Source organism: Bifidobacterium sp. H6bp9, from assembly GCF_032193695.1.
Lineage (GTDB): Bacteria > Actinomycetota > Actinomycetes > Actinomycetales > Bifidobacteriaceae > Bombiscardovia > Bombiscardovia kimbladii.
Window position 1 is genome coordinate 811,098 of the sequence record NZ_JASTZY010000001.1, and the last position, 23,029, is coordinate 834,126.

Sequence of the window (23,029 nt, forward strand, 5' to 3'; positions counted from 1 at the left end):
AATGCCACCACATCATTGCGGTGGCTCTTGAATGCTCCAGGAACAGCTGATTCCGGGAGCCTCTTGTCTTGGACTGCCGACGCCGGCCGTTCCTCGAAAAACCCATAGGGACAGCCGGCCAGAGCAGTCAGTGCCTGGATGCCGACCTATACCCGGCCGATCGCAACCAGCAGATTGCCAGGACTGCGCATGCGAGCGCAGCCAAGGCAATGACGCCAACGGATGCACCTGTTTGAGAAAGCCCCGGGTCCGGTGAAACCGACCCAGCACCTCCTGCCTTGACTTGCTCAATGGGAGATGTCTGGGAGAGGTGGGTATCCGACGTGCCAGGCACGCCAATGTCTGCAGCCTTGGCGACAAGCCCGGTCACCTTGGTCGAAGATGGCTTGACCAGTTTGTCGGTGTACCCCAGATAATCGACTCTGATATCTCCGGAGACCTCATCCGGTACAGTCAGCGTCGCCTTTCCATCAGCCCCCAGTTTCACATCGGCCGTCCAAGACTGACTCAGCCGCGATGCCGGGCTTTGCGTGATACGTACAGCGCCAGCCACATCGCCCTGGTCTTCGGCCTTGACGGTCACGGTCAGCTTGCGGCTGTCCGAGGCATAATCAGCCTGGGTTGTGGAGGCGACCGGTTCCAGATGCGAGGGGTTGGCCGTGGTGTACCTATGCATGGCTTCCAGAACATTCCGAGGCACGGCAACGAAAGCCCCATGCCTCTTCGGGGTGGGCATGCCGTCATCCGTGACATACCCGGTGACGCCCTTGCCCGGCTTCTTCTGAGTAAACCATCCCGGCGTCTGCGAAAGCCTGTGGGACCAGTCGGTGCGGCTCAGATCCGTCTTGCTGGTCATAAAGGGTTGATATCCACCGGAATCAGCCATGATGACCATGGCGTCACCGGCTTCGTTCTGGTTGACGTCATCCTTGTTCAGAGCTATGGATTCCGGCCCCTCAAAGGGAAGCAGCCGCTGGTCGAGCAATCGCCAGGTGCTGGTCTCATCAGCATCGGGATCCGAACTGGACGTGGCGCAGGTCAGGCACTTCGAGCGTTCCAGGAAGGTGGACTTGCCATCCACCACGTAGGATCCTGCGGCACCGTTCTCTTCGTTTTTGGTCATTCGGTAGTAGTAGCTGCCGATTTTGAAAACCGTGGAGTCAATGCGCGAGTATCCGGTGTCCTGCCAGTCCTTGGCGGGGGTGAAGGTTTTGAAGTCCCGGGTGATGGCATAGCGCACGATGTTGTACGGGGAACCCTTCTTCCCGGTGACGGCTGTCGAGCGTGAGCCGTCGGTATAGGCCCGTGAGGAGAAGAAGACCACATAGGCGTTCAGCGCGTCATCCCAGAATGCCTCAGGAGCCCAGGTCATCCCCTGGTTGGGGGAGTTGACGACGATCCCTGCATCCGAACCGTCATCGGCGTTGGTCCGCGTCCAATTGACCATGTCCTTGGATTTCCAGGCTTCGATCTTCAGCGAGCCATATTGCTGGTTCTGGCCCCAGCCCTGGCGCGAGACCTTCAGATCGGTGGCGATCATATAGTATTCGTCGCCATCATGCGAGCGCAGCACGTATGGATCGCGCAAGCCGGTGGTGTCTGTCTTGGAAGTGATGACGGGGTCGCCATTGTTGATGGGGCTGAAGGAGAAGAAGTCATTGCGCTCGGTGGAGGTCGCCGATTCATAGAGGGCCTCACCGATTTTTCCTCCGGTCTTGTCAGCGTCAGAGAGAAAAGTGACCGAGGCGTACCCGACATTGGACGCAGACCTCGGCTTCTCCTTAACCACGACATCGACGCTGCGCGATACAGTGCGCCCATTGCCCGCCTTGGCCGTGGCCGTCAGGCTGACCTTCTTGGAATCACCCTGCCCATAAGAGGGTCGGGTGACAATGCCGGCGCCCCGATAGGGGTCGGATGCCCCATTGGCCGGTGCCTGGTAATTGCTGTCCGTCGGAGTGATGCGACCAGGGTCGGAAGAAGTCCAGGTGACGTCAACATCATGTCTGGGTCCCTTGGCCAGCAAAGGCAGGTTCCCTGTCGCCTGAGAGGGAACCCCGGTGATCAGAGCATCCACATCATCTTGGGCAGCCGTTTCCGGATCCAAGGGTTTGACGGTTACGTCGACTGAACTGACCAGTCCGCCAGCCCGGCTGGTGGCGGTGATGGTGCTGGTTCCAGCCTTCACAGCCTTGACCTTGCCCTTGGCATCGACCGTAGCTGCAGAGGGATTGGACGAGGCCCAGCTCACCTCCTTGCTGATGGCACTCTCAGGCGTGATTGTTGCGGTCAGCTGCCGCTCATCGTTCTCCATCAAGGCCAGGGATCCGTTCACCAGGCCGGTTCCGGTCACGGTTAGCCCAGTCGGCATGACCAGATCGGCCCCCTTGTAGATCTTCAGGTCATCAATGGCGCCATTCCAGTACGCATCGCCCTGATAGAAGGATTTGCCGATGAAGGTGGTGGAACCCCCCAGATCGGAGAGCTTGATACCGGTCTTGGTCTTGATTCCCACCAACTTGTTGTCCCTGAGCAGGGCCATGGAATCATCCTTGATGATGATTCGGAAGTCATGCCAGATTCCGTCATTGTCGGCGAGCTGCTCCTTGAAGGAGGGCTCATTGTGCCAGCCATTGTCCGCAACAGCCAATTTGGCGCTGGTTTTACTCAGATAGAAGAAAAGGTAATGTGAGGCATCCTTGCCGATAGCCAGCGAGAAATAATTGCCATCGTCAGCATGCCTCGACTTGGCAGCGAAGTCGATGGTCGCCTCGTTGCCTATTGACCCGAAGATTTCCGAAGGCAGCTGAGCATATTGAACGTTTTTTGAAGCATCTGACTGACCGTTCTGCAGATTCAGCGCCTCGTTTCCGTTTCGGTCTCCGAAGGCCCCGATGGATGCCCCGCCGTGAAGAGTCATGGCATAGCCATTGACTGAATCCGATAAGTTTCCCTGACTAAAGTCATAGGAGGCAACCGGGGTCAGCGAGCTGGCTTCCTGCCCTTTTGTCTCAGGCCGCTCAAGGGCGTATGCCGTACCTCCTGCGAAGGACAGCAACATCGGCAGGGTCGCAATGACCGACACCAATGCTTTCATTTTTTTCATGCGCTCCACCACCTTTGGCTCATCGGGATACCGCAATCCCGCCTGCAGTGTCATGCCGACTGCGGCTTGGCTTCGATGACTGCCCTGAGTCGGCACGACAAGTATTCATAGATGGGTCATGACCCATAATTGATCATCACGTCAGCACCTATGCCAAAATCCATTCTGACATCTGCAATCAGCCGCTGTCCCTGAAAAGGATAACGATTCAATAACAATAGATTCTCAGCATTGGCAGGAACGAATAACGGGCATCTCATTACCGTACGGATTGACGAACCATGCAGCCCAGGCACAACGCTGAACCCTGATGCCTCAAATAAGAAAAAAAAAAAAAATCGCCGCAGACCAGATTCGCATCGAATGCTGGTCTGCGGCGATGCCAAGGAAATGGCAGCTGATGCTCAGAACCTAGAGGTCACTGCACCTGGGAACGGGCGATCTTGCCGGTGAAGGACTGGGCCTCGTCGGCATCCTTGACGTCCTTGTTCCAGGAGAACATGGCGCGCAGCTTGGGGCCGACCTCCTCGATCTTCTCGTGGGAGTACTTCTCCTGCAGCTCCTTGAACTTGGGGGCGCCGGCATCCTGATCGTCGATGAACTCCTTGGCGAAGGAGCCGTCCTGAATGCGCTGCAGCTGGTGACGCATCCTGTCCTTGGTGGACTCGTCCACCACGGTGGAGGTGAAATCGCCGTACTGAGCGGTGTCGGAGCAGGACCAGCGGGCCTTGTTCAGGCCACCCTCGTTCATCAGGTCGACCAGCATCTTGAGCTCGTGGCAGACCTCGAAGTAGGCGATCTCCGGCTGGTAGCCGGCCTCGGTCAGCACCTCGAAGCCGGCCTCGACCAGGTGGTTGACGCCGCCCATGAGCACATCCTGCTCACCGAAGAGGTCGGTCTCGGTCTCTTCCTTGAAGGTGGTCTTGATGGCGCCGGCGCGCAGGGCGCCCAGAGCCTTGGCATAGGCCAGGGTGATGTCCCAGGCGTCGCCGCGCGGATCCTGCTCCACGGCCACGACCACGGGCACGCCACGGCCAGCGACATACTCACGACGGACGATATGGCCTGGGCCCTTGGGGGCCACCATGAAGACCGGGTGGTCGGCGCTGGGCTTGATGTAGCCGTAATGGATGTTGAACCCGTGAGCGAAGGCGACAGCCGCACCCTCCTTGATGTTGGGCTCGATGTCGTCCCGCCAGATGTTGCGCTGGTACTGGTCGGGAGCCAGGATCATGACGATGTCGGCCTCTTTGGTGGCCTCGGGCACGGTCTTGACCTCCAGGCCCTGCTCCTTGGCGAAGGGCACCGACTTGGAGTTGGCACGCAGGCCGACCACAACGTCCACACCGGAATCACGCAGGTTCAGCGCATGAGCATGTCCCTGGGAACCGTAGCCGATGATGGCCACCTTCTTGCCATCCAGAACCGAAAGGTCCCCATCCTTCTCATACCAGATCTGTGCTGCCATTATCTACACTCCTTTATGTGCGGTCCAACCGGACCGGCTCTTCCAGGCCGGGGGAACGCAAAATACTGTGAATTCCTGTTGTTGTTCCAGGCGGACGATGCTCTTTCGACCGGGGCGACGGATTTTGTCCTTGACCCCGATCCGTACCCTATGGATACGGTATGCCTCCAACCATACTCGTGATATGGCCAGATGAACTGTCCGCAATTCGTTGTTCGGACACCGGCGCGATTCGAGGAACCGGCCGGCGGGATGCGTCCCAAGGCTTACTTGGTGAAGTCCACATCCTTGGTTTCGTGGCAGGTCAGCACTGCCACCAGGCAGCAGACCGCCATAACGGCCAGGTAGAGCCCGACCGAGCGCACTCCCCAGTGGGAGGAGAGCCAGGTGGCGATGGTAGGCACGAAGGCCGCGCCCACGATGGCCGCCAAGTTGTAGCCGATGCCGGAGCCCGAGTAACGCACGTTGGCGTCGAAGAGCTCCGGCAGGAAGGCGCCGATGGGCCCGAAGGCGATGCCCATCAGGGCGAACCCGACGCAGAGGAAGACCATGACCTGGAAGGTGTTGTGATGGGCCATGAGCAGGTAGGGGAAGACCAGGCTGAAGACCACCAGCATGACGGAGCTGCCGATCAGCACCCGTCGACGGCCGATGCGGTCCGCATAGACGCAGGCCAGCACGATGAAGAGGGCGAAGACCAGGATGGAGACCATGAGCATGAGCAGGTACTCCTGGTTGGTGAAGCCCAGTCCACCGCCGCCCTGGGACTTGGGCTTGGTGCCGTAAGCCAGCGACCAGGTAGCCAGGGTATAGAAGAGCGTGTAGGTGACTGCGACCAGGAAGGTGGCCTGGAGCACCTGGCGCCAGCTCTTGCGGAAGACCTCCAGCAGCGGGGTCTTGACGACCTTCTGCTGATCCAGGGCCATCTGGAAGATAGGAGTCTCCTGCATGGAGACGCGCACAGCCAGACCCACGACCACCAGGATGGCGGAGAGCAGGAAGGGCACGCGCCAGCCCCAGCTCAGCATCTGCTCGGGGGTGCAGAACATCTCCAGCAGGAAGTAGGTTCCGTTGGCCAGGAAGAAGCCGATGGGGGCGCCCAGCTCAGGGAAGGAGCCGTAGAGCGCCCTCTTGCCTTCCGGGGCGTTCTCGGTGGCCACCAGGGCCGCGCCTGACCACTCGCCGCCCAGGCCGATACCTTGCACGAACCGGCACAGGCAGAGGACCACCACGGCCCAGAGTCCCCAGGTGGCATAGGTGGGCAGGACGCCGATCAGGACCGTAGAGCAGCCCATGGTCAGCAGGGAGACCACCAGGGTGGTCTTGCGCCCCTGGCGATCCCCGAAGTGTCCGAAGATCAAGGATCCCAAGGGCCGCGCGATGAAAGCGATGGCAAAGGTCAGCAGGGAGGCCAGCAGCGCCACGGTCGGATCGGTCTTGGGGAAGAAGAGCTTGGGGAAATAGTTGGCCGAAGCCGTCCCGTAAGCGTAGAAATCGTAGAACTCGATGGCCGTGCCGACCATGGAGGCCCCGATGACTGTGCGAACCGAGCTGCGGGTCACACGGGTGCTGCCGGGCGCGGACGCTGCCGGGGCCGGGGAAGCAACACTGACGTCGTTTGCCGTCACTTCATCTCATCTCCTTATAGAAAAACCCCGCTGTTGGCAGGGTCTGATGCGATGAAGCCTATGCGTCCAGCCCCGCCTTCCGACGGGGTCGAACAATGAAGATTGTCGAGTCAGTCCGCCGGTGAGGACGGGCTAATAATTCGTGCGGACACAGTGCCGAATCGGCGGGTGTCTGTCAAGCTGGTCATCACGGCGAACCTCCCTTCATCATTCACAAACCGGATGCGTTCTCTGCGCATCCGCATTGCTGCCGACCATAGGCCTGACACCGGCTTGCTCAACGAGACAGGTCCACTATGTGGACGGATGGATATTGGGGTCAGTGAAGAACCGGCCTGGAAATTCGTCGGAGATCACAGCCTGACGGTCGGTGTACATCAGGGCGCAGGAGAAGGAAAATCCGGCTGCCAGCACATCCGGCGGCACTAGGAAGAGGGCAGTGGCCAGACCATCAGCCAGGCCCGTGGGGTGTTCATTGTCCTTTTCCCCGGGCACCACCCAGGAGGCCAGCACACGGTCGACCGGACGGCCGTCGATGGCGTCCAGGATGTGGTGAAGTGCTGTCAATCCCGCCGCTGCGGCATCCTCGGACCGGTCGGTCCAATGGCGACGGCTGGGTGCCGAGGCGCACAAGGAGCCGCGGGAGAGCTCGATCCGACCCACGCCTGCAGACAGATCGCCGGGATCCTCCATGGCGATGGAGACCAGGTGAGAGGTCCGCATACGCATGTCGCCGCCGGCATCGATCAGGTACTCTTCGACACGAGGTTCGAGCAGATCGGCAATGAGGTCTACCAGATAGCCCTTGCCAACCGCCCCGAAATCAAGGCTGACCGGGCCGGTAGTCATAAGGACAGCACCCTGACGCCTGAGGTCATCACCCCAGGTCGGTCGCCCGTGGATCCGTCCCAGATGACCGGCGGCATCGGCCTGCAGCCGGAAGGTGGGCTGTCTTCCGTAGCCCAGACGGGTCAGGTCCTCGCCCACCATGGGGTCCAGGGCCCCGTCAGTGGCGGTATACAGCCTGTCATATAGGTCAAAGAGCCCCTGGCAATAGTCAGGAAAGACAAACCTGCCCCCATGAGAAGCCCGAGCCATTTGCGCAGGTATGGCATCCTGCCTGAACCGTGACAGGGCACGCTCGTAACCCTCAATCAGATCGACGATGGCGCCGTGCAGCCGTTCTCCCAGAGGCCTGTCCGTGGAGATGATGATTCCCGTACCGACCGCCTCAGGGAAGGCGGTCAGGCAGGACAGAGCCATGGATCTTCCTTAGTCGATCAGGGAGTGGATCTGCACGATCTGGTCGCGGCCCGGGCCCGAGCCCACGGCCGAGATGCGGCAGCCGGACAGGTCCTCCAGGCGGTGGATGTAGTCCTTGGCCTTGGTCGGGAACTCCTCGAAGCTCTTGGCGCCGGAGATGTCCTCGCGCCAGCCCGGCAGCTCCTCGTACACCGGCTGGGCGGATTGGAACTCGGCCTGGTCCACGGGCATCTGATCCACCCTGACCCTGGAGCCGTCGGAGCGGGTGATGTCGTAGCCCACGCAGACCGGGATGGTCTCCAGACCAGAGAGGACATCCAGCTTGGTCAGCACGATGTCGGTCAGGCCGTTGATCTGCACTGCATAGCGGCTGACCAGCGCGTCGAACCAGCCGCAGCGGCGGGAGCGGCCGGTGGTCACCCCGTACTCGTGACCCTGACGGCGCAGCCATTCGCCCTGCTCGTTGTCCAGCTCCGTAGGGAAGGGCCCCTCCCCCACACGGGTCACATAGGCCTTGGCCACGCCGACCACCCGGTCGATCTTGGTCGGGCCCACGCCGGTGCCGGTGCAGGCGCCCCCGGCTGTGCAGTTGGATGAAGTGACAAAGGGATAGGTGCCATGGTCCACGTCCAGCATGGTGGCCTGCCCCCCCTCGAAGAGGACGTTCTTGCCCTGTTCCAGGGCCTGGTTGAGCATCAATGAGGTATTGGCCACGTAGGGCTTGAGCCGCTCGGCGTATCCCGCCAGCTCTTCAACGGTGGCCTCCACCTCGATGGCCCGACGATTGTAGAGCTTGACCAGCATCTGGTTCTTCTGGTGCAGGCTGGCCTCCACCTTGTCGCGCAGATGGTCGACATTGAACAGGTCGTGCACCCGGATGCCCACACGGTTGATCTTGTCGGCATAGGCCGGACCGATCCCGCGGCCTGTCGTGCCGATCTTATGCTTGCCCAGGAAGCGCTCGGTCACCTTGTCCAGCGTCCGGTGGTAGGGGGCGATGATGTGCGCAGACTCGCTGATCCTCAACCGGCTGCAGTCCACGCCACGGGACTGGAGCCCATCAATCTCCTCAAAGAGGGCGGCCGGGTCAACCACGACGCCGTTGCCGATGACCGGGGTGATGGCCGGGTGGATGATCCCCGATGGCAGAAGATGGAGGGCGTACTCCTGGTCATCCACGACCACGGTATGGCCGGCATTGTTGCCTCCGTTAAACCTGGCGACGTAGTCCATGTGCTCGCCGATCAGATCCGTTGCCTTACCCTTGCCCTCGTCGCCCCACTGGGCCCCGACGATCACGATTCCCGGCATACGATGCTCCTTATCCGCTGGTCGCCATCCAAGGAAAACAAAGGCAGACCATCCATAGACGAGCCTAACCCTACGTATGGAGCGGAAGACAGACCGACCCAGGCACCAACCCTGGCATCAGAAGGCCCGACAGGCTCAGCAGCCGATCGTAAGTTCCCCGCTCGCAGGGCCCTCCTCGGATAGGAAATCACCAATCATCTCATGGCCCGTCCTGCACTGCCCAGCTGCTGACAGGCTTCGACTACACGAGCCGCCATCCCGTCCTCGGCCTGGCGCCCCCAGGAACGAGGGTCGTACTCGCTCTTGTCGCCGACCTCCCCATCCACCTTGAGGACCTTGTCATAATTGGCGAACATGTGCCCGGCCACAGCCCTGGTGAAGGCGTACTGGGTGTCGGTGTCCACATTCATCTTGACCACGCCATGAGCGACGGCCGAGGCGATCTCCTCCGGCTGCGAGCCAGAGCCCCCATGGAAGACCAAAAGGAAGGGCTTGTCGGCAGGGGCGTCCGGGGCGGGGATGCCGCCGACCTCCCCATCGGATATGGCTCTGGCCGTCCTGGCCTGGATCTGCCTCAGCAGATCGGGCCTTAGCTTGACCACACCGGGCTTGTAGGACCCATGCACGTTGCCGAAGGTAAAGGCCACCATGTAGCGGCCGCGCTCACCCAGACCCAGGGCATCGACCACCCTGGGGCCATCCTCGGGCGAGGAATAGAGCCGTTGGTCGATAGCCGCCGAGTGACCGTCCTCCTCGCCGCCGACTGTTCCCACTTCGATCTCCAAAACGGTGTGGGCGGCGCGGGACAGCTCCAGCAGCTCTGCCGCCATAGCCAAGTTCTCCCCCAGGGGCAGGCCGGAACCGTCCCACATGTGCGACTGGAAGAGCGGATCCTGACCGTGGGCCACCTGGTCCTTCTCGTAGGCCAGCAGGGGCCGAACCCATTCGTCCAAGTATTGCGGGGCGCAGTGGTCCGTATGCAGGGCCACGGTAATGCTCGGATAGCGGGCGACCACCTCATGGGCGAATCTGGCAAAGGCGATGGAGCCAGCCACCCGGTCGGCCAGACGCTGTCCGGACAGGTAGGCGGCACCTCCGACGGAGACCTGGATGATCCCGTCAGACTGTGCTTCGTCCAGCCCCTGCAGGGCCGCGTTCAGGGTCTGCGTGCTGGTCACATTGATGGCGGGATAGGCGTAGGACCCCCGTCTGGCCGCATTAAGCATTGCCGCATACCGTTCAGGAGTCGCTAAAGTCATACCCTCATTATCGTCGGTTGCGCGGAAAAGCGGCCGGCCACTCGCAGCTGCAGACATCACCGATGGATTTGCAGGTCTCTGCTCTGATGGCGAACACCCCGCGACGCACTTTGACAAGCCTCCGAGCCGCAGGTAGTTTAGCTCCGTACAGTTTGATGAAACGTTACATCAAACAGGTTGTTTGTTTCACGGCAGTAACGAATCAGCCTAGAGAAGGCACGACATAGGTAAGCAGAGGGTTGGGGCTGCCCATCCTTCTGGGAAGGAGACCAACGTGTCAGCAAGCAAGGAAACCGTCCGCAAGATCATCCTGGATCTGGACACTGGCATCGATGACACGCTGGCCCTGTCCTACGTCCTGGGTTCCCCAGACGCCGAACTGATCGGGATCACCGGCACCTACGGCAACGTAGTGCTCGACCAAGGCGTCGACAACGATCTGCGGCTGCTGGCCATGTATGGCAGGGAGGACATCCCGGTCTTCAAGGGAATCGATCACCCCAGCACGGCCGAATCCTTCAGCGTTCCGCCGGACTCCGAAATCTTCCACGGGGCCAACGGCACCGGCAACATTGAAATCCCCGCACGCACCGACCGGCAGGCCAGCCAGCAGAGCTCAGTGGACTTCATCATCGACGCGGTCCGCCGCTACCCCAAGGGCGAGCTGGTCGTGGTGCCCACCGGCGCTCTGACCACCATCGCCGCCGCCCTGGAAAAGGCCCCCGACATCGTCGACCGCATCAGCATTGTCATGATGGGCGGCACGCTGACCCAGCCGGGCAACGTAGGAGCCTTCGCGGAAGCCAACATCAACCAGGATCCCGAGGCCGCCAACCGGGTCTTCGCCACCACCGCAGACATCACCATGGTCGGCCTGGACGTGACCACCCAGGCTCTGATGAGCCGCGAGGACACCGAGGCCCTGCGCGCCACAGGCACCAGCGCCGGCCGCTTCCTGGCAGACATGACCGACTACTACATCGACATCAGCGAAAAGGAGAGCGGGGTCTACCTGGGCGGCTGCAACCTGCACGACCCCCTGGCCGCCGCCGTGGCCATCGACCCCAGCCTGGTCACCACCTTCGCCACCAACCTGATGGTCGAGACCGAGGGGCCACAGCGGGCCCGCACCATCGGCGACCCCAGCAGGCTTCTGGACACGGTCAAGAACACCAAGGTGGCCCTGTCGGTCGACGCCGAGCGGTTCACCCGGCGCTTCATGGACAGGCTTCTGACCCTGGTGCGCAAGACCGAGAGCGAACGATAGAAGGACGGCAGTCATGAGCGAATCCATCACCACCGAGGCTACCGAAGCGACCGTGGACGAAAACCGCCGCAGCACCAAGCGGGCCCTGCCGGCCCTGCTGACCATCTTCCTGCTGGGCACCCTGATGATCCAGGCCTTCAACCTGGTCTTCCAGAACGTGGGCGACTCCCTGGGGATGTCCGCCAACGCCTCGCTGATCAGCACCCTGCCCGGCATCGTCCTGGGCGTGGTCTGCATGCTCTACGGAACCCTCTGCGACTACATCTCCCCCCGGAAGATGACCCTGTTCGGCGTGGGCGCCCTGATCATCGGCAGCCTCCTGGGCTTCTTCGGCGCATCGAACTTCTGGGCCGTGGTCCTGGCCCGCATGATCCAGACCGCGGGTGGCCAGGTGGCCGGCTCGGTCTTCCTGGTCATGGCCATGAAATACCTGAGCGACAAGGAGCGCGCCTTCTATCTGGGCATCTTCAACGCTGTCTACTACGCATCCTCTGCCGTGGGCATCTTCGCCGGCGGACTGATCACCTCCATCGATTGGCGCTACCTCTTCCTGGTGCCGCTGGTCTCCGTTCTTTTGATCCCTCCGGTGCTCAAGTACACGCCTGACACCGGCATCAAGGGCGAGCGCATCGATGTCTTCGGCATCGCCCTGTTCGCGCTGATCGCCGGATTCGTAGCCGTCTACTTCTCCTTCCCGGCCACCTGGATGCTGGGAGTGCTGGCGGTCCTGATCCTGATCTTCGCCGGCTATGTCTGGAAGGGCGCCAACCCCTTCCTGAGCCGCGGGTTCGTGACCAACGGCGCCTACATGGCTGTCCTGCTGGCCCTCTTCGTCTTCTACTTCTTCAACTTCGCCTGCGTACCCATCTACAACGTGATCGGCGACCGCATCTACGGGATCTCCCTGAGCCAGGTCTCCCTCTGCCTGACCATCGTCTACATCGTGGCCACCCTGGTGGGCTGCCTGTCCGGAGTCATCATGAACGCCATGGGACGCCTGCCCATGCTGATCCTGTCCGCCCTGCTCATGATCGCCGGAGCTGCCGGTTCGGCCCTGATGCTCACCTCGGGCTTCTGGGTCCTGACCGCCTTGGCCTCGGTCTTCATCGCCGGCATCACCATGTCCTACACGCCCCTCTACGACTCCTTCTCGGCCACCCTGCCGGTGGACCAGAACGGACGCGGCATCGGCATCGGGGATCTGATGATGAACACCTCGGCCTCCATCGGCATGGCCGTCTACAGCGGACTCATGGCCAACCCACAATTCGGGTCGCATGCACTGGCGGGCGTCAAGACCGGCATCCAGGCCCAGGTGGCCAACATGTTCTGGGTCATGGCGCTAGCCGCCCTGCTGGCCCTGATCATCGTGGCCGTCTTCCACAAGGCCATGTCAGCCAAGGCTCCCCAGGAGTAAGGCTGGTGTGACCCACACATTCTTGGTCGGATAGCCGCACGGCCCGGTCCGCTCTTCCCAGCCTTGGGAATGGGTCAGGTCCAGGCCCGGCACCCGGCCGCGCGAACCGGGGAGGAAGCGGAGTTCGGACTGCTTTCGGCATTGTGATAGTCCCCCTCTTCCCTCAGCCGCCGAAGGCAAGAAGATCGCCGCCCCTCCCCCCGGTGGAGGACCCCCGTCATAGCCATAACTGACGGGGGTCCTTCCATATCTTCATATCTTCAGCTCCTGTCTTCAATTCTGTGCCTACGACTCGGGCCGTACACCGAAACACAATTTATATAGACATCAGAGAAGAGGAATCTGAACCAGAGAATGCGAGTGCCCGGAACCTTCGAGCCCATCTTGGAGATCTGCAGACCTTGAGTCTCAAATCCAAAGGAGATGGAAGCTCAAGGAACAGAAGCCCGGCCCGATCAAACACCAGACGTCTCATGGGTTTGCGAATGCCCTACTGTCCTGCAATAAGCCTCAACGAACTCAATCGAGCCATTGGCCAGGTGGTTTCACGTGAAACGTCGGCGCACTGATCCTTCCCCCAAAATGAAGAGAACCCGGCGGTGCTTGAACACCGCCGGGCGAGAGAGAAGAAAGGGAAATCAGTTGTCGGACGGAGGTCAACCGCCCGTTCGGTTTTTGAGCCGATATCTATAGTAAAGAACAGCTACCTTGTAGTGACGATAGTGTTATCTGAAAATTCTCTGTGAATCCGGCCAGGTCAGAAAGCGGGCATAGGGCCGGTTAGACTGGATTTCGGATGGTTTCCCGTCAGAGGAGAGACCCTCGATCAACGAACCTGAAGGAGATACCTAGGCATGTTGCTCAGCGACCATGACATCCTGGATGCCCACCAGGCAGGACACCTGAATCTGGACCCGTGGACGCCTGCCATGGTCCAGCCCTCCAGCGTGGACGTGCGCCTGGACCGCTACTTCCGGGTCTTCAACAACCATCAGTACACCTACGTGGATCCGGCAGAGGACCAGGGCGCACTGACTGAGCAGTTCGAGGTGCCCAAGGACGAACCCTGGATCCTGCATCCAGGCGAGTTCGTTCTGGGATCCACCTGGGAGTACGTCAAGCTGGACTCGACGCTGGCCGCACGGCTGGAGGGCAAGAGCTCCCTGGGCCGTCTGGGCATTCTGACCCACTCCACCGCCGGGTTCGTCGATCCGGGCTTCGAAGGACACATCACCCTGGAGCTGTCCAACGTGAGCACCCTGCCGGTCAAGCTCTGGCCTGGCATGAAGATCGGCCAGATGTGCTTCTTCCAGCTCTCCTCGCCCGCACAGTACCCCTATGGATCCAAGCACAACGGCTCCCACTACCAGGGCCAGCGCGGTCCGACCCCTTCCCGCTCCTACGTCAACTTCTACAAGGCCGACGTCTCGGGCTGACTGCCAGCAGCCGCTTCCGCCATCACCTTGACTTCGAGCGCACTCGAAGGAGTATAGCTGAACCTGCCGGAATGACCCGGCCAAGATGACGGCAAGGAGATCAACCCATGGCAATCAAACAAACGGCGGGCCACGACCAACTCGGTCGGCTCGCACCACAATTCGCCCACCTCAACGACGATGTGCTCTTCGGCCAGGTCTGGTCCCGCGAGGACGAACTTTCGGCTCGAGACCGCAGCATGATCACCTGCGCAGGCCTGATGAGCATGGGGCTCTTCCCCCAGTTGAAGAGCCATATGGCCATGGCCAAGGGCAATGGCGTCACCCGCACTGAAATGGTGGCGCTGATCACCCACCTGGCCTTCTACGCGGGATGGCCCAAGGCATGGTCGGCCTTCGACCTGGCCAAGGAGGTCTACGGTGAGGGCGACAACGACGACGGGAGCCGGGACACCGCTGCACCTGCAACCGCATCTAAAGCCGGGACCGAGCCGGATTCAGGGCCTTATCCCTTGGGGGATCCGGCTGACGGACCCAACTTCACCGGCCATGTCTGGCTGCACCCCCTGACCGATCCGGACGCGGAATGCTCAGCCAGCAATGTGACCTTCGCATCCGAATGCGTCAACCGTTGGCACACCCACCCGCATGGCCAGCTCCTGATCGTCACCGCCGGGCAAGGGTGGGAGCAGGAGGAAGGCCATCAGCCGCGCAGACTGGAAGCAGGCGATGTGGTCTTCTGCCCGGCTGGCGTCAGACACTGGCACGGGGCCTCGGGCCGGTCATCCATGGCCCACATCGCCGTCACCCCGGCATCGAAGGGACAGTCCCCGGTCGAGTGGATGGAGTTCCCAGATCCTGATCAGGTAGCCGCTCTGGGATGACCCGCACGGTCGGTCTGCGCGGCCTGAACGATAAAGGTACAGCGTGTCTTCACCCTGCAGATGTTGAGACCGACAGACAGCCAACCGGTTCCCGCCTGCCTTTACACTGAAGACATGGCTAACAAGAAAGGCCCGACCAAGGGTTCGGGCGGCAAGCACCGCAACAAACTGCGCGGCCGGGGGCCCACGCCCAAGGCCGAGGATCGCGTCTACCACAAGGCCTACAAGGCCCGGCAGGCGGCCCAGCGCAGGCAGGCGGCCGACCCACGCCTGGCGGCCCGCCGCCGGGCCGACCGGTTCACCTCCGATTCCGACGACCTGGTCATCGGCCGCAACGCCGTTCTGGAAGCCCTGCGCGTAGGAGTCCCGGCCAGCCAGCTCTATCTGGCCGCCCGGATGGAACACGACGACAGGACCAGGGAGATCGTGCGGCTGGCGGGACAGGAAGGGCTCAACCTGCTGGAAGCCGACCGTCTGGAGATGAACCGCATCGCCCGGTCCGGCAACCACCAGGGCGTGGTCCTCAAGGTGCAGCCCTACCAGTACGCCTCCCTGCAGAGCCTGGTCGACAAGGCCGAGAAGCACGCGGCCGCCCTGGAAGGGGCCGACCAAGCGACCAGGGTTGCCGCCCGCCCGCTGTTCATCGCCCTGGACGGGGTCACCGACCCACAGAACCTAGGGGCAGTGATCCGTTCAGCCGCGGCCTTCGGAGCCTCGGGAGTGGTTCTGCCCGAGCGTCGCAGCGCCTCGGTCACAGCTGCAGCCTGGAAGGTGTCTGCCGGGGCCGCCGCCCATCTGCCCGTGGCCCGTGTGGTCAACCTGACCAAGGCCATCCAAGGGCTCAAGGAGCGCGGCTACTACGCGGTCGGCCTGGACGGCGCAGGCACCGCCACAGTAGGCGAGACAGGCTTCGAAACCGATCCGCTGGTGGTGGTCCTGGGCTCCGAGGGCAAGGGGCTGAGCCGCCTGGTCCGAGAGAACTGCGATGCCCTGGCCTCCATCCCCATCTCCAGCTCGGTGGAATCCCTGAACGCCTCGGTGGCGGCCGGCATCAGCCTCTACTCCGTAGCCATGGCACGCCGACGGTCCGCCAACCAAGCCAAATAGCCCCAGACAGGCACCGGCAATCTGAAGACGGGCAGACCCGAGCGGCAACAGCCTTCGCGCCTCAGCCAGCATGCATCAGACCGGTGCCGCACAAACCCAAGAGTCAACTGGAGGCCCAGACTGCATCGTCCTGATCGTCCTCGTCGGCAGCCGCATCCAGGCTGCCGGGGGCGTAGACCGATCTCAGCGAGCCTCGGCCGCCATTCTCGTCTTCAAAGGCTGGCTGCGACGGCACCTCCTCGCCTGCCCGGTCACGATCCTTCTGGGTGCCCGCTCCGGTTTGGCCTCCAACACTGGTTTGGTCAGCCATCCCACTGTTGGCTGCGTCATGGCCCCCCTCCTCATGGCCATTTGCATCCTTGTCAATCTGATTACGGGCAGTTTGCTTACTCTGACCAGCCTGGGCATGGGCGTCCTGCCAACTCATCTCGTCATCGACCACCCCGGCATCGGCCTCTTCGTTGATGGTCTTCATGTCCTCGGAGTCCAGCCGGTACTCGGGCAGGGACTCGCTGATGTAGCTCTGCACGGCCTCGGCCATGGGCACGTCGTGGCCGGCCTTCTCGGCCATCAGCCAGCGGTGGGTCAGCACCTCATGGAAGAACTGGGCCGGTTCGATCTGCGAGCGATATTCCGGCGGGATCATGCGCACGGTGGGCTCGAAGACCTCGCGCATCCAGTCGGTAGCCACAATCTCCAGGTCCTCGCCCTGCCGCCAGGTGGATGCCCGGTAGGCATCCAGATCGTTGAGCAACCGCCGGGCCTGGTTCTCCTGCACATCCAGACCGGTCAGCCGCAGCAGCTTGCGGGAGGCATAGCCGGCATCGACCACCCTGGGGCGCACCAGCACCCGGTTGCCGTCCTCCTCGGTCTTCATCTCCAGCTCGTCCACGTCAAAGCCCAGATCGTTGAGCCGGTTGACGCGGCGCTCGATCTTCCACATCTCGTCCGGATCGAAGCTGTCCACGTCCGTCAGGGCGCTCCAGAGGGAGTGGTAGCGGTCCACCAGCCGGTTGCCCACGCCGACCTCGTCCACCTCGCCGGCCAGCAGGTTGCCGGAATCCAGATCCATGAGCTCGCCGATGATGTTGGTTCTGGCCAGGTCGATGTCGTACTCGCGCTGACCGTCGGTCAGGCTGGCGTGCAGATCGCCGGTCTCGGCATCGACCAGGAAGGCCGAGAAAGCATCGGCGTCGCGCAGGAAGAGCACATTGGACAGGGAGACGTCGCCCCAGTAGAAGCCGGCCAAATGGAGCCTTACCAGAAGAACCGCCAGAGCATCGATCAGCCGCTCGGCCGTGTCCGGACGCAGGTTGCGGGCAAAGAGGGCACGGTAGGGCAGCGAGAACTTCAGGTGCTGGGTGACCAGCATGGCCTCAAGGGGCTCGCCCTCGCGAGTGTGCCGACCGGTGACCACGGCGATGGGGTTGACCGTAGGCAGCTCCAGCTTTTGCAGCTTGCGCAGGAGCTCGTACTCACGCTCGGCCACCCGCTGGGTGATCTCCTTCATGGCATAGACATCGTCGCCCACGTGGACGAAGCGCACCACGTGCCGGGATATGCCTCTGGGCAGGTTGGCCAGCAGATCCCGGGGCCAGGTGGCCAGTGGCCTCTCCCAGGGCAGGGTGAACATCCTGGGGTTGGAGCTGGTGGCTGTGATGTGCAGGGCTGCCGGCTCCCGCTCGGAGGAGGGGTCGGCCGTGGTCTTTATCGAGGTGGCTTTCATGGCGCGGGGATCCAGAGAGGAGGCCGTCGCCCGGTTGATATTCACGCTAGTCATGCTTCATCCATCCCATCGCCGCCCATCCTATACGGGAAGAGCCCCGCACGGATGCGCCGCGCGGGGCTCCTGGTCACCCGGTCGAACAAGGAAAGGAGATGATATCAATAATCGATACAGGCCCTGCGGACGGCGGGAAACCGTGGCCGAACCGCAGGGTCGCAGGAAGAGTCAGTTCAGCCGCAGCTCGCTGGCCGGGGAGAACAGGTGCATCTTCTCAGGATCGATGTGGATCTTGACCACGTCGCCCACCTTGGGCAGGTCGCGCGGATTGACGCGGATGGTGGTCAACTTGTTCTGGTCAGACATGACGATGGCCTGCTCAGCCGCGCTGTTGTCGGTCAGAATGTTGCCGTAGATGTAGCCGTCGGAGCCCAGATCCTCCACGTTGGCCACCTTCAGGGAGAAGGCGTCCGGCTCGTCGGCACCGGCCAGCGCAGCATTCTCGGGACGGAAGCCTACGACGATCTTGCCCTGGTCGTCGGGGGTCAGCTTGTCGACGGCTTCGCGCGGCAGGCTGATGGTGTCCTCGCCGATCTTGGCCTGCCCGTTGACCACGGGGTGGATGTTGATGTTCATGGAGGGCGAGCCGATGAAGCCGGCCACGAAGACGTTCTCGGGCCGATCATAGAGCTCGGTAGGCGCACCGACCTGCTGCAGGACGCCCAGCTTGATGACGGCGATCCTGTCGCCCATGGTCAGAGCCTCGGTCTGATCGTGGGTCACATACAGGGTGGTGACGTTGAGCTGACGCTGCAGGGCGGCGATCTGGGTACGGGTCTGGACACGCAGCTTGGCGTCCAGGTTGGACAGAGGCTCATCCATCAGGAAGACCTTGGGCTGACGCACAATGGCGCGCCCCATGGCCACACGCTGACGCTGACCACCGGACAGAGCCTTGGGCTTGCGGTCCAGGTACTCGGTCAGATCCAGCACTTCGGCGGCCTTCTCCACCCGCTGGCGAATCTCGTCCTTGGGGGTGCCGGCGATCTTCAGGGCGAAGCCCATGTTGTCGGCCACGGTCATATGGGGGTAAAGAGCGTAGTTCTGGAAGACCATGGCGATGTCGCGGTCCTTGGGCTGCATGGTCGTCACGTCCTTGTCGCCAATCATGATGCGGCCCTTGTTGACCTCCTCCAGGCCGGCCAGCATGCGCAAGGTGGTGGACTTTCCGCAGCCGGAAGGCCCTACCAGAACAAGGAATTCACCGTCTTTGATGTCCAGACTGAGGTCACTGACCGAGGGCTCATCGTTGCCCGGGTAGATACGAGTGACGTGGTCGAATACCACTTCTGCCATTATTCATCCTTTCATCGGCAGGTACGTGCCGAACGATCCGTAGTGAAGGGGTTGATGTTCACTGTGGTTTCCGTCCCGGGGTCAACACCGACATCGGTATGGCCATGTGACGGTTTTCTGTTTTGTGGTTAAGAGAAACTCTCCCTTGAGCCAGTGCCCACTATACACCAGGGTCTGAATTCGACCGGTGAACCCTTGCCGACTCAATCCTCGGGCTTGTCGGAATCTTCGGCATCGCGCTCGAAGACCGTCCTGGCCACGTTGATCGCGTTGATGACCCGCGGGAATCCTACGTAGGGAGCACATTGGAGTATGGCTTCGACCACGGCCGCCTTGCTCAGCCCCACATTCAAGGCTCCCTGTATGTGAACGGCCAACTGCGGAGCCGTGTCGCCCTGCGTAACCAGACTGCCTATGGTGACCAGCTCCCGCTGCTGGAGATCGAGTCCTTTCCGGGTGTATATGTCGCCAAAGGCAAATTCAACAATCCAGCGGCCCAAGTCCGGTGCTATGTCCTGGAGAGAGTCAATAACGGCCTGACCACCCTTGCCATCGATAGCGGCCAAGGCCTCAGATCCTTTTTCAAAGCGCGAAGCTTCCACGAAGCCCCTTCTTTCTGCTGTTTTGGATGTTTTCCCACCGATAATATTGTATCAACGCCTGTTTACGCATTATGCCGCTGGCTCCGATCAGGCTGCCAGATTCCCAGCGGTCGAGGACGCAAAACAGCAAGAGGGGACAATCAGGTCCTTTTCAAGCAGTCGGAGCACAATGGAGATATGAGCGATCTTGAGGGATTGGATCTGAAGCCGGGACGGCTTGTCGGGGGCTATACCCTGATTGAGCCCTTGGGCGGTGGTGCCATGGGCTCTGTCTGGCGCGCACGGGATGGCGGGGGCCAGGACTACGCCATGAAGATCCTGCGGGAGTCCCTGGAAGAAGAGAGCCAGGTGTCACCAGACAGCTCTGACGAACGTGACCGCGCCTCGGCACGCGAGCGCCTGCGACGCGAGGCACTGGCCCTGCAGCGGATCCGTCATCCAGGCGTCTGCCGGATCGTGGACATGGAGCTTGATGATGCCCTGGCATTCATCGTCACCGAACTGATCGAGGGGCGCAATCTACGGGACGACGTGGCCGTCAACGGGCCCTATCAGGGCGACGACCTGGAACGGCTGGCGCGGAAGCTGACCGATGCCGTCGCGGCCGTCCACCAGGCGGGCATCGTCCATCGGGACATCAAACCCACCAATGTGATGATTTCGGTCTCGGGCCCGGTGCTGGTGGACTTCGGCATCGCCATGGGCCAGGGGCAGAGCCATGTGACCCGGACCGGGCTGGTCATGGGAACCCCCGGCTTCATCGCCCCGGAGATCATCGACGGAGCCGAGGCCGACCAGGGAACCGACTGGTGGAGCACGGCCGCCGTTCTGGCCTATGCAGCCACCGGACGTGCGGTCTTCGGCGACAAACCCATGATGGCGGTCCTGGAACGGGAGGCCTCGGGCAATGCCGACCTGTCCGGACTTCCCACCGGCACCATGAGAGCCTTGCGCTCGGCCCTCTCCCCCGATAGGAGTGCGCGTTGCACGCCCGAGGAGCTCCTGGAGGCCATCGGCCAGGACGCCATGGATCCGCAGGCCTGGCAAGGGGAGCAAGACGATCAGCAACCCAGCAAGGACGGTCAGGAGACGATGCGCCCTTTTGGCGGCGGCTCTTCGGAGGCTGAGGAGCAGACCGACTCGCCCACCATGGTCGTTGAGCCGGCCACCATGCCCATGCCGCCGATCACCCAGGCTGATCCAGACAGTCCGCGGACGGCCTGGTCACGACCTACGACAGATAAGGGAACCGATGAGCAGACGACCCTCCTGCCCGACTCGGAACAGCCCACCAGCCTCTTGAATCCCCTTCCGGCAGCCCAGGAGCAGCAGGAGCAGACGCAGACCTGGCAGGATCTCCAGCCTGCAGCCGATCGTCAAGATCTGCAAGCCACTACCGTCCAGGATCCGCTTCCGCCGGCACAGCCCCTGCCCAGCGGCTACAGCAATGACGCAAACGCCCACTGGCTGGGAGACCAGCCCCCTGCCCAGATACGACGCCTGCGCTACCTGAAGGCCGGAACCCCCTGCCTGGTCATGCTGGGAATGTTCCCTGCCCTGCTGACAGCACTGGCTCCAGTCTCGGCCCTGGCAACCGCCGGAATCCTTCTCTGGGCCCTGAGCACTGCCGGATGGAGCATCAAAGCCCAGATCGAACGCGAGCTGCGCCGCGACGGCCCTCGGCGGGGCACCGACCGTCTGCTGAACGCAGCTGCCCTCCCCTGGCACCTGCTCAAGGGCCTGGGGGCCGCCCTGCTGCGCCTGCCGGGCATGATCCTTGTCCAGGTTTTGGTCGCTCTGCCGCTGACCTGGGCGGGCGCCCTCACCACCGTTCGCGCAGGCCTGACCCTGGGTGAACACCTATTGACCCTCCCCCTGCCGGCAGCCAGACCCCTGTCCGCCGGCGGGCTGGCCATGGCCCTGGCGACGCTGGCAGGCTGGCTGTTGACGACTCTGCCCACGCAGGACCGCTCAACCCCCAAAGCCAACAGCGGCAACATGGTCCTGCGGCTGGCGGCGGGTCGCATCCCCATGGGCCGCCAGGATCCCACGGCGCCGGGCAACCCCCGCCGCAGGTGGATCCTGCTCCTGATCTGGCTGCTGATCATTGCCGTCCTCCTGGCCGGGCTGATCGCCCAGCCCTCCATGGACTGGGCCCCCATCCACCTCCTGCGCGCCTAAGATCGAGCTCCACCCCTGGCGGCTACACTATGCTCAGTACGCCAAGGAAAGGATCCAGGTCATGTCCAAGGGCAAGCAGAACCGCAAGGCCGCGCTCAAGGCCCAGGAAGAGGCCCGGCGGCTCCAGGAGGCCAAGGAGCGCCGCCAGCAGACCATGATCGGCGTCATCGTCACTGTGGTGCTCATCGCGCTGATCGCTCTGGGCGGATTCCTGTACTGGCGCAGCCATCGCCCGGTCAAGACCCAGGACCTGGAGCAGGCTCGTCAGGCCGTCGCAAAGGTCAAGGAAAAGCCCTCGGCCGCCAATGACCAGGGCGGCTTTCTGATCAGCTCCCAAGGGCTGGGCAAACCGGTGGCCAAGGCTCCGACGGTGGAGATCTACATGGACTTCATGTGCCCGGGCTGCGGCGCCCTGCATCGCGGGCTGGACTCCACCCTGACCGGTCTGGTGGATGCCGGGCAGATCAACCTGGTCATCTATCCCATGAGCTTCATGGATCGGCTCTCCACCGACAACTACTCGACCAGGACGGGCACGGCCACCATCTACGTGGCCCAGCACGATCCGGACCACCTGCTGCCCTTCATCGCCAATCTCTACGCCAAGGACTTCCAGCCGGATGAGTCCGACTACCACCCCATCAGCAACGACAAGATCCGCCAACAGGCCATCAAGGCCGGGGTTGATCCCAAAGTGGCCGACCAGGCGGTCAAGGGCCACTACCGGGCTTGGATCAAGGCCATGGACACCTACACCCCCCTGCGCAAGGAGCTCTGGAATCCCTCCGGATCCAACAAGGGGCAGATGACCACGCCCACGGTCCGCATCAACGGCAATTACTGGGAGCTGGGCAACCTGTCCCAGGCAGGTTTGGACTACCGCACGGGCCTGCTCAAGGCTCTGGGCCTGGATCAGTCCAAGGTGGGCGTCAAGGGCGCCATGCCCGCCATCGGCGCCTCCGGCCAACCGCACTCGCTGGACTGAACCGGGCAGATCGAGAGCAATTTCGCGTCCAGCGTC

The 23,029-nt window shown here is 62.4% G+C and carries 16 protein-coding genes; 7 read left to right on the forward strand and 9 right to left on the reverse strand.

Features of this window, described 5'->3' with window-relative positions; all coding sequences use genetic code 11:
* Nucleotides 1-127: 127 nt before the first annotated feature.
* The 6 genes from QRX40_RS03330 to fbaA form a co-directional block, all read right to left on the reverse strand.
* Nucleotides 128-3,106, reverse strand: a complete 2,979-nt coding sequence (locus tag QRX40_RS03330; protein ID WP_313836259.1) for an Ig-like domain-containing protein — start codon at nucleotides 3,104-3,106, stop codon at nucleotides 128-130.
* Between the two features lie 418 nt (nucleotides 3,107-3,524).
* A complete protein-coding gene (ilvC, locus tag QRX40_RS03335; RefSeq protein ID WP_015022635.1) occupies nucleotides 3,525-4,574 on the reverse strand; it encodes a ketol-acid reductoisomerase in 1,050 nt (349 codons plus the stop codon).
* A gap of 266 nt (nucleotides 4,575-4,840) precedes the next feature.
* Nucleotides 4,841-6,097 (reverse strand): MFS transporter, encoded by a 1,257-nt coding sequence (locus QRX40_RS03340; protein WP_195760154.1) that lies wholly within the window; start codon nucleotides 6,095-6,097, stop codon nucleotides 4,841-4,843.
* 399 nt (nucleotides 6,098-6,496) lie between these two features.
* Nucleotides 6,497-7,465: an FAD:protein FMN transferase gene (locus tag QRX40_RS03345; protein ID WP_313836262.1), complete on the reverse strand. Its 969-nt coding sequence runs from the start codon at nucleotides 7,463-7,465 to the stop codon at nucleotides 6,497-6,499.
* A gap of 9 nt (nucleotides 7,466-7,474) precedes the next feature.
* On the reverse strand, nucleotides 7,475-8,776 hold the full coding sequence (locus QRX40_RS03350; protein WP_313836264.1) for an adenylosuccinate synthase: 1,302 nt from the start codon (nucleotides 8,774-8,776) through the stop codon (nucleotides 7,475-7,477).
* A gap of 194 nt (nucleotides 8,777-8,970) precedes the next feature.
* Nucleotides 8,971-10,035: a class II fructose-bisphosphate aldolase gene (fbaA, locus tag QRX40_RS03355; RefSeq protein ID WP_313836265.1), complete on the reverse strand. Its 1,065-nt coding sequence runs from the start codon at nucleotides 10,033-10,035 to the stop codon at nucleotides 8,971-8,973.
* Nucleotides 10,036-10,309: 274 nt separating this feature from the next.
* Between fbaA and QRX40_RS03360 the strand changes: the two genes are divergently transcribed.
* The 5 genes from QRX40_RS03360 to rlmB all read left to right on the forward strand — a co-directional run bounded on the left by QRX40_RS03360 (nucleotide 10,310) and on the right by rlmB (nucleotide 16,146).
* Nucleotides 10,310-11,302 carry a nucleoside hydrolase gene (locus QRX40_RS03360; RefSeq protein ID WP_313836266.1) on the forward strand — a complete coding sequence of 331 codons (993 nt, stop codon included), beginning with the start codon at nucleotides 10,310-10,312 and terminating at the stop codon, nucleotides 11,300-11,302.
* Nucleotides 11,303-11,315: 13 nt separating this feature from the next.
* A complete protein-coding gene (locus tag QRX40_RS03365) occupies nucleotides 11,316-12,719 on the forward strand; it encodes an MFS transporter (RefSeq protein WP_313836267.1) in 1,404 nt (467 codons plus the stop codon).
* An 854-nt stretch (nucleotides 12,720-13,573) separates the two neighbouring features.
* Entirely contained in the window at nucleotides 13,574-14,155 is a 582-nt protein-coding gene (gene dcd / locus QRX40_RS03370; RefSeq protein WP_045925038.1) for a dCTP deaminase, read from the forward strand.
* A gap of 107 nt (nucleotides 14,156-14,262) precedes the next feature.
* Nucleotides 14,263-15,039: a carboxymuconolactone decarboxylase family protein gene (locus QRX40_RS03375; protein WP_313836268.1), complete on the forward strand. Its 777-nt coding sequence runs from the start codon at nucleotides 14,263-14,265 to the stop codon at nucleotides 15,037-15,039.
* Between the two features lie 114 nt (nucleotides 15,040-15,153).
* Nucleotides 15,154-16,146 carry a 23S rRNA (guanosine(2251)-2'-O)-methyltransferase RlmB gene (rlmB, locus tag QRX40_RS03380; RefSeq protein ID WP_313836270.1) on the forward strand — a complete coding sequence of 331 codons (993 nt, stop codon included), beginning with the start codon at nucleotides 15,154-15,156 and terminating at the stop codon, nucleotides 16,144-16,146.
* 103 nt (nucleotides 16,147-16,249) lie between these two features.
* Here rlmB and QRX40_RS03385 read toward each other — a convergent pair whose 3' ends face one another.
* From QRX40_RS03385 to QRX40_RS03395, 3 genes are all read right to left on the reverse strand, one after another.
* Nucleotides 16,250-17,926, reverse strand: a complete 1,677-nt coding sequence (locus tag QRX40_RS03385; protein ID WP_313836272.1) for a DUF4032 domain-containing protein — start codon at nucleotides 17,924-17,926, stop codon at nucleotides 16,250-16,252.
* Nucleotides 17,927-18,097: 171 nt separating this feature from the next.
* Nucleotides 18,098-19,225: a sn-glycerol-3-phosphate ABC transporter ATP-binding protein UgpC gene (locus QRX40_RS03390; protein WP_313836273.1), complete on the reverse strand. Its 1,128-nt coding sequence runs from the start codon at nucleotides 19,223-19,225 to the stop codon at nucleotides 18,098-18,100.
* A gap of 203 nt (nucleotides 19,226-19,428) precedes the next feature.
* Entirely contained in the window at nucleotides 19,429-19,791 is a 363-nt protein-coding gene (locus QRX40_RS03395; protein WP_313836274.1) for a carboxymuconolactone decarboxylase family protein, read from the reverse strand.
* Between the two features lie 213 nt (nucleotides 19,792-20,004).
* Here QRX40_RS03395 and QRX40_RS03400 point away from each other — a divergent pair, with 213 nt between their 5' ends.
* The gene (locus QRX40_RS03400; RefSeq protein ID WP_313836276.1) at nucleotides 20,005-22,008 is read left to right on the forward strand and encodes a serine/threonine-protein kinase; all 2,004 of its coding nucleotides are present in this window, start codon (nucleotides 20,005-20,007) and stop codon (nucleotides 22,006-22,008) included.
* 61 nt (nucleotides 22,009-22,069) lie between these two features.
* A complete protein-coding gene (locus QRX40_RS03405) occupies nucleotides 22,070-22,993 on the forward strand; it encodes a thioredoxin domain-containing protein (RefSeq protein WP_313836278.1) in 924 nt (307 codons plus the stop codon).
* Nucleotides 22,994-23,029 lie beyond the last annotated feature (36 nt).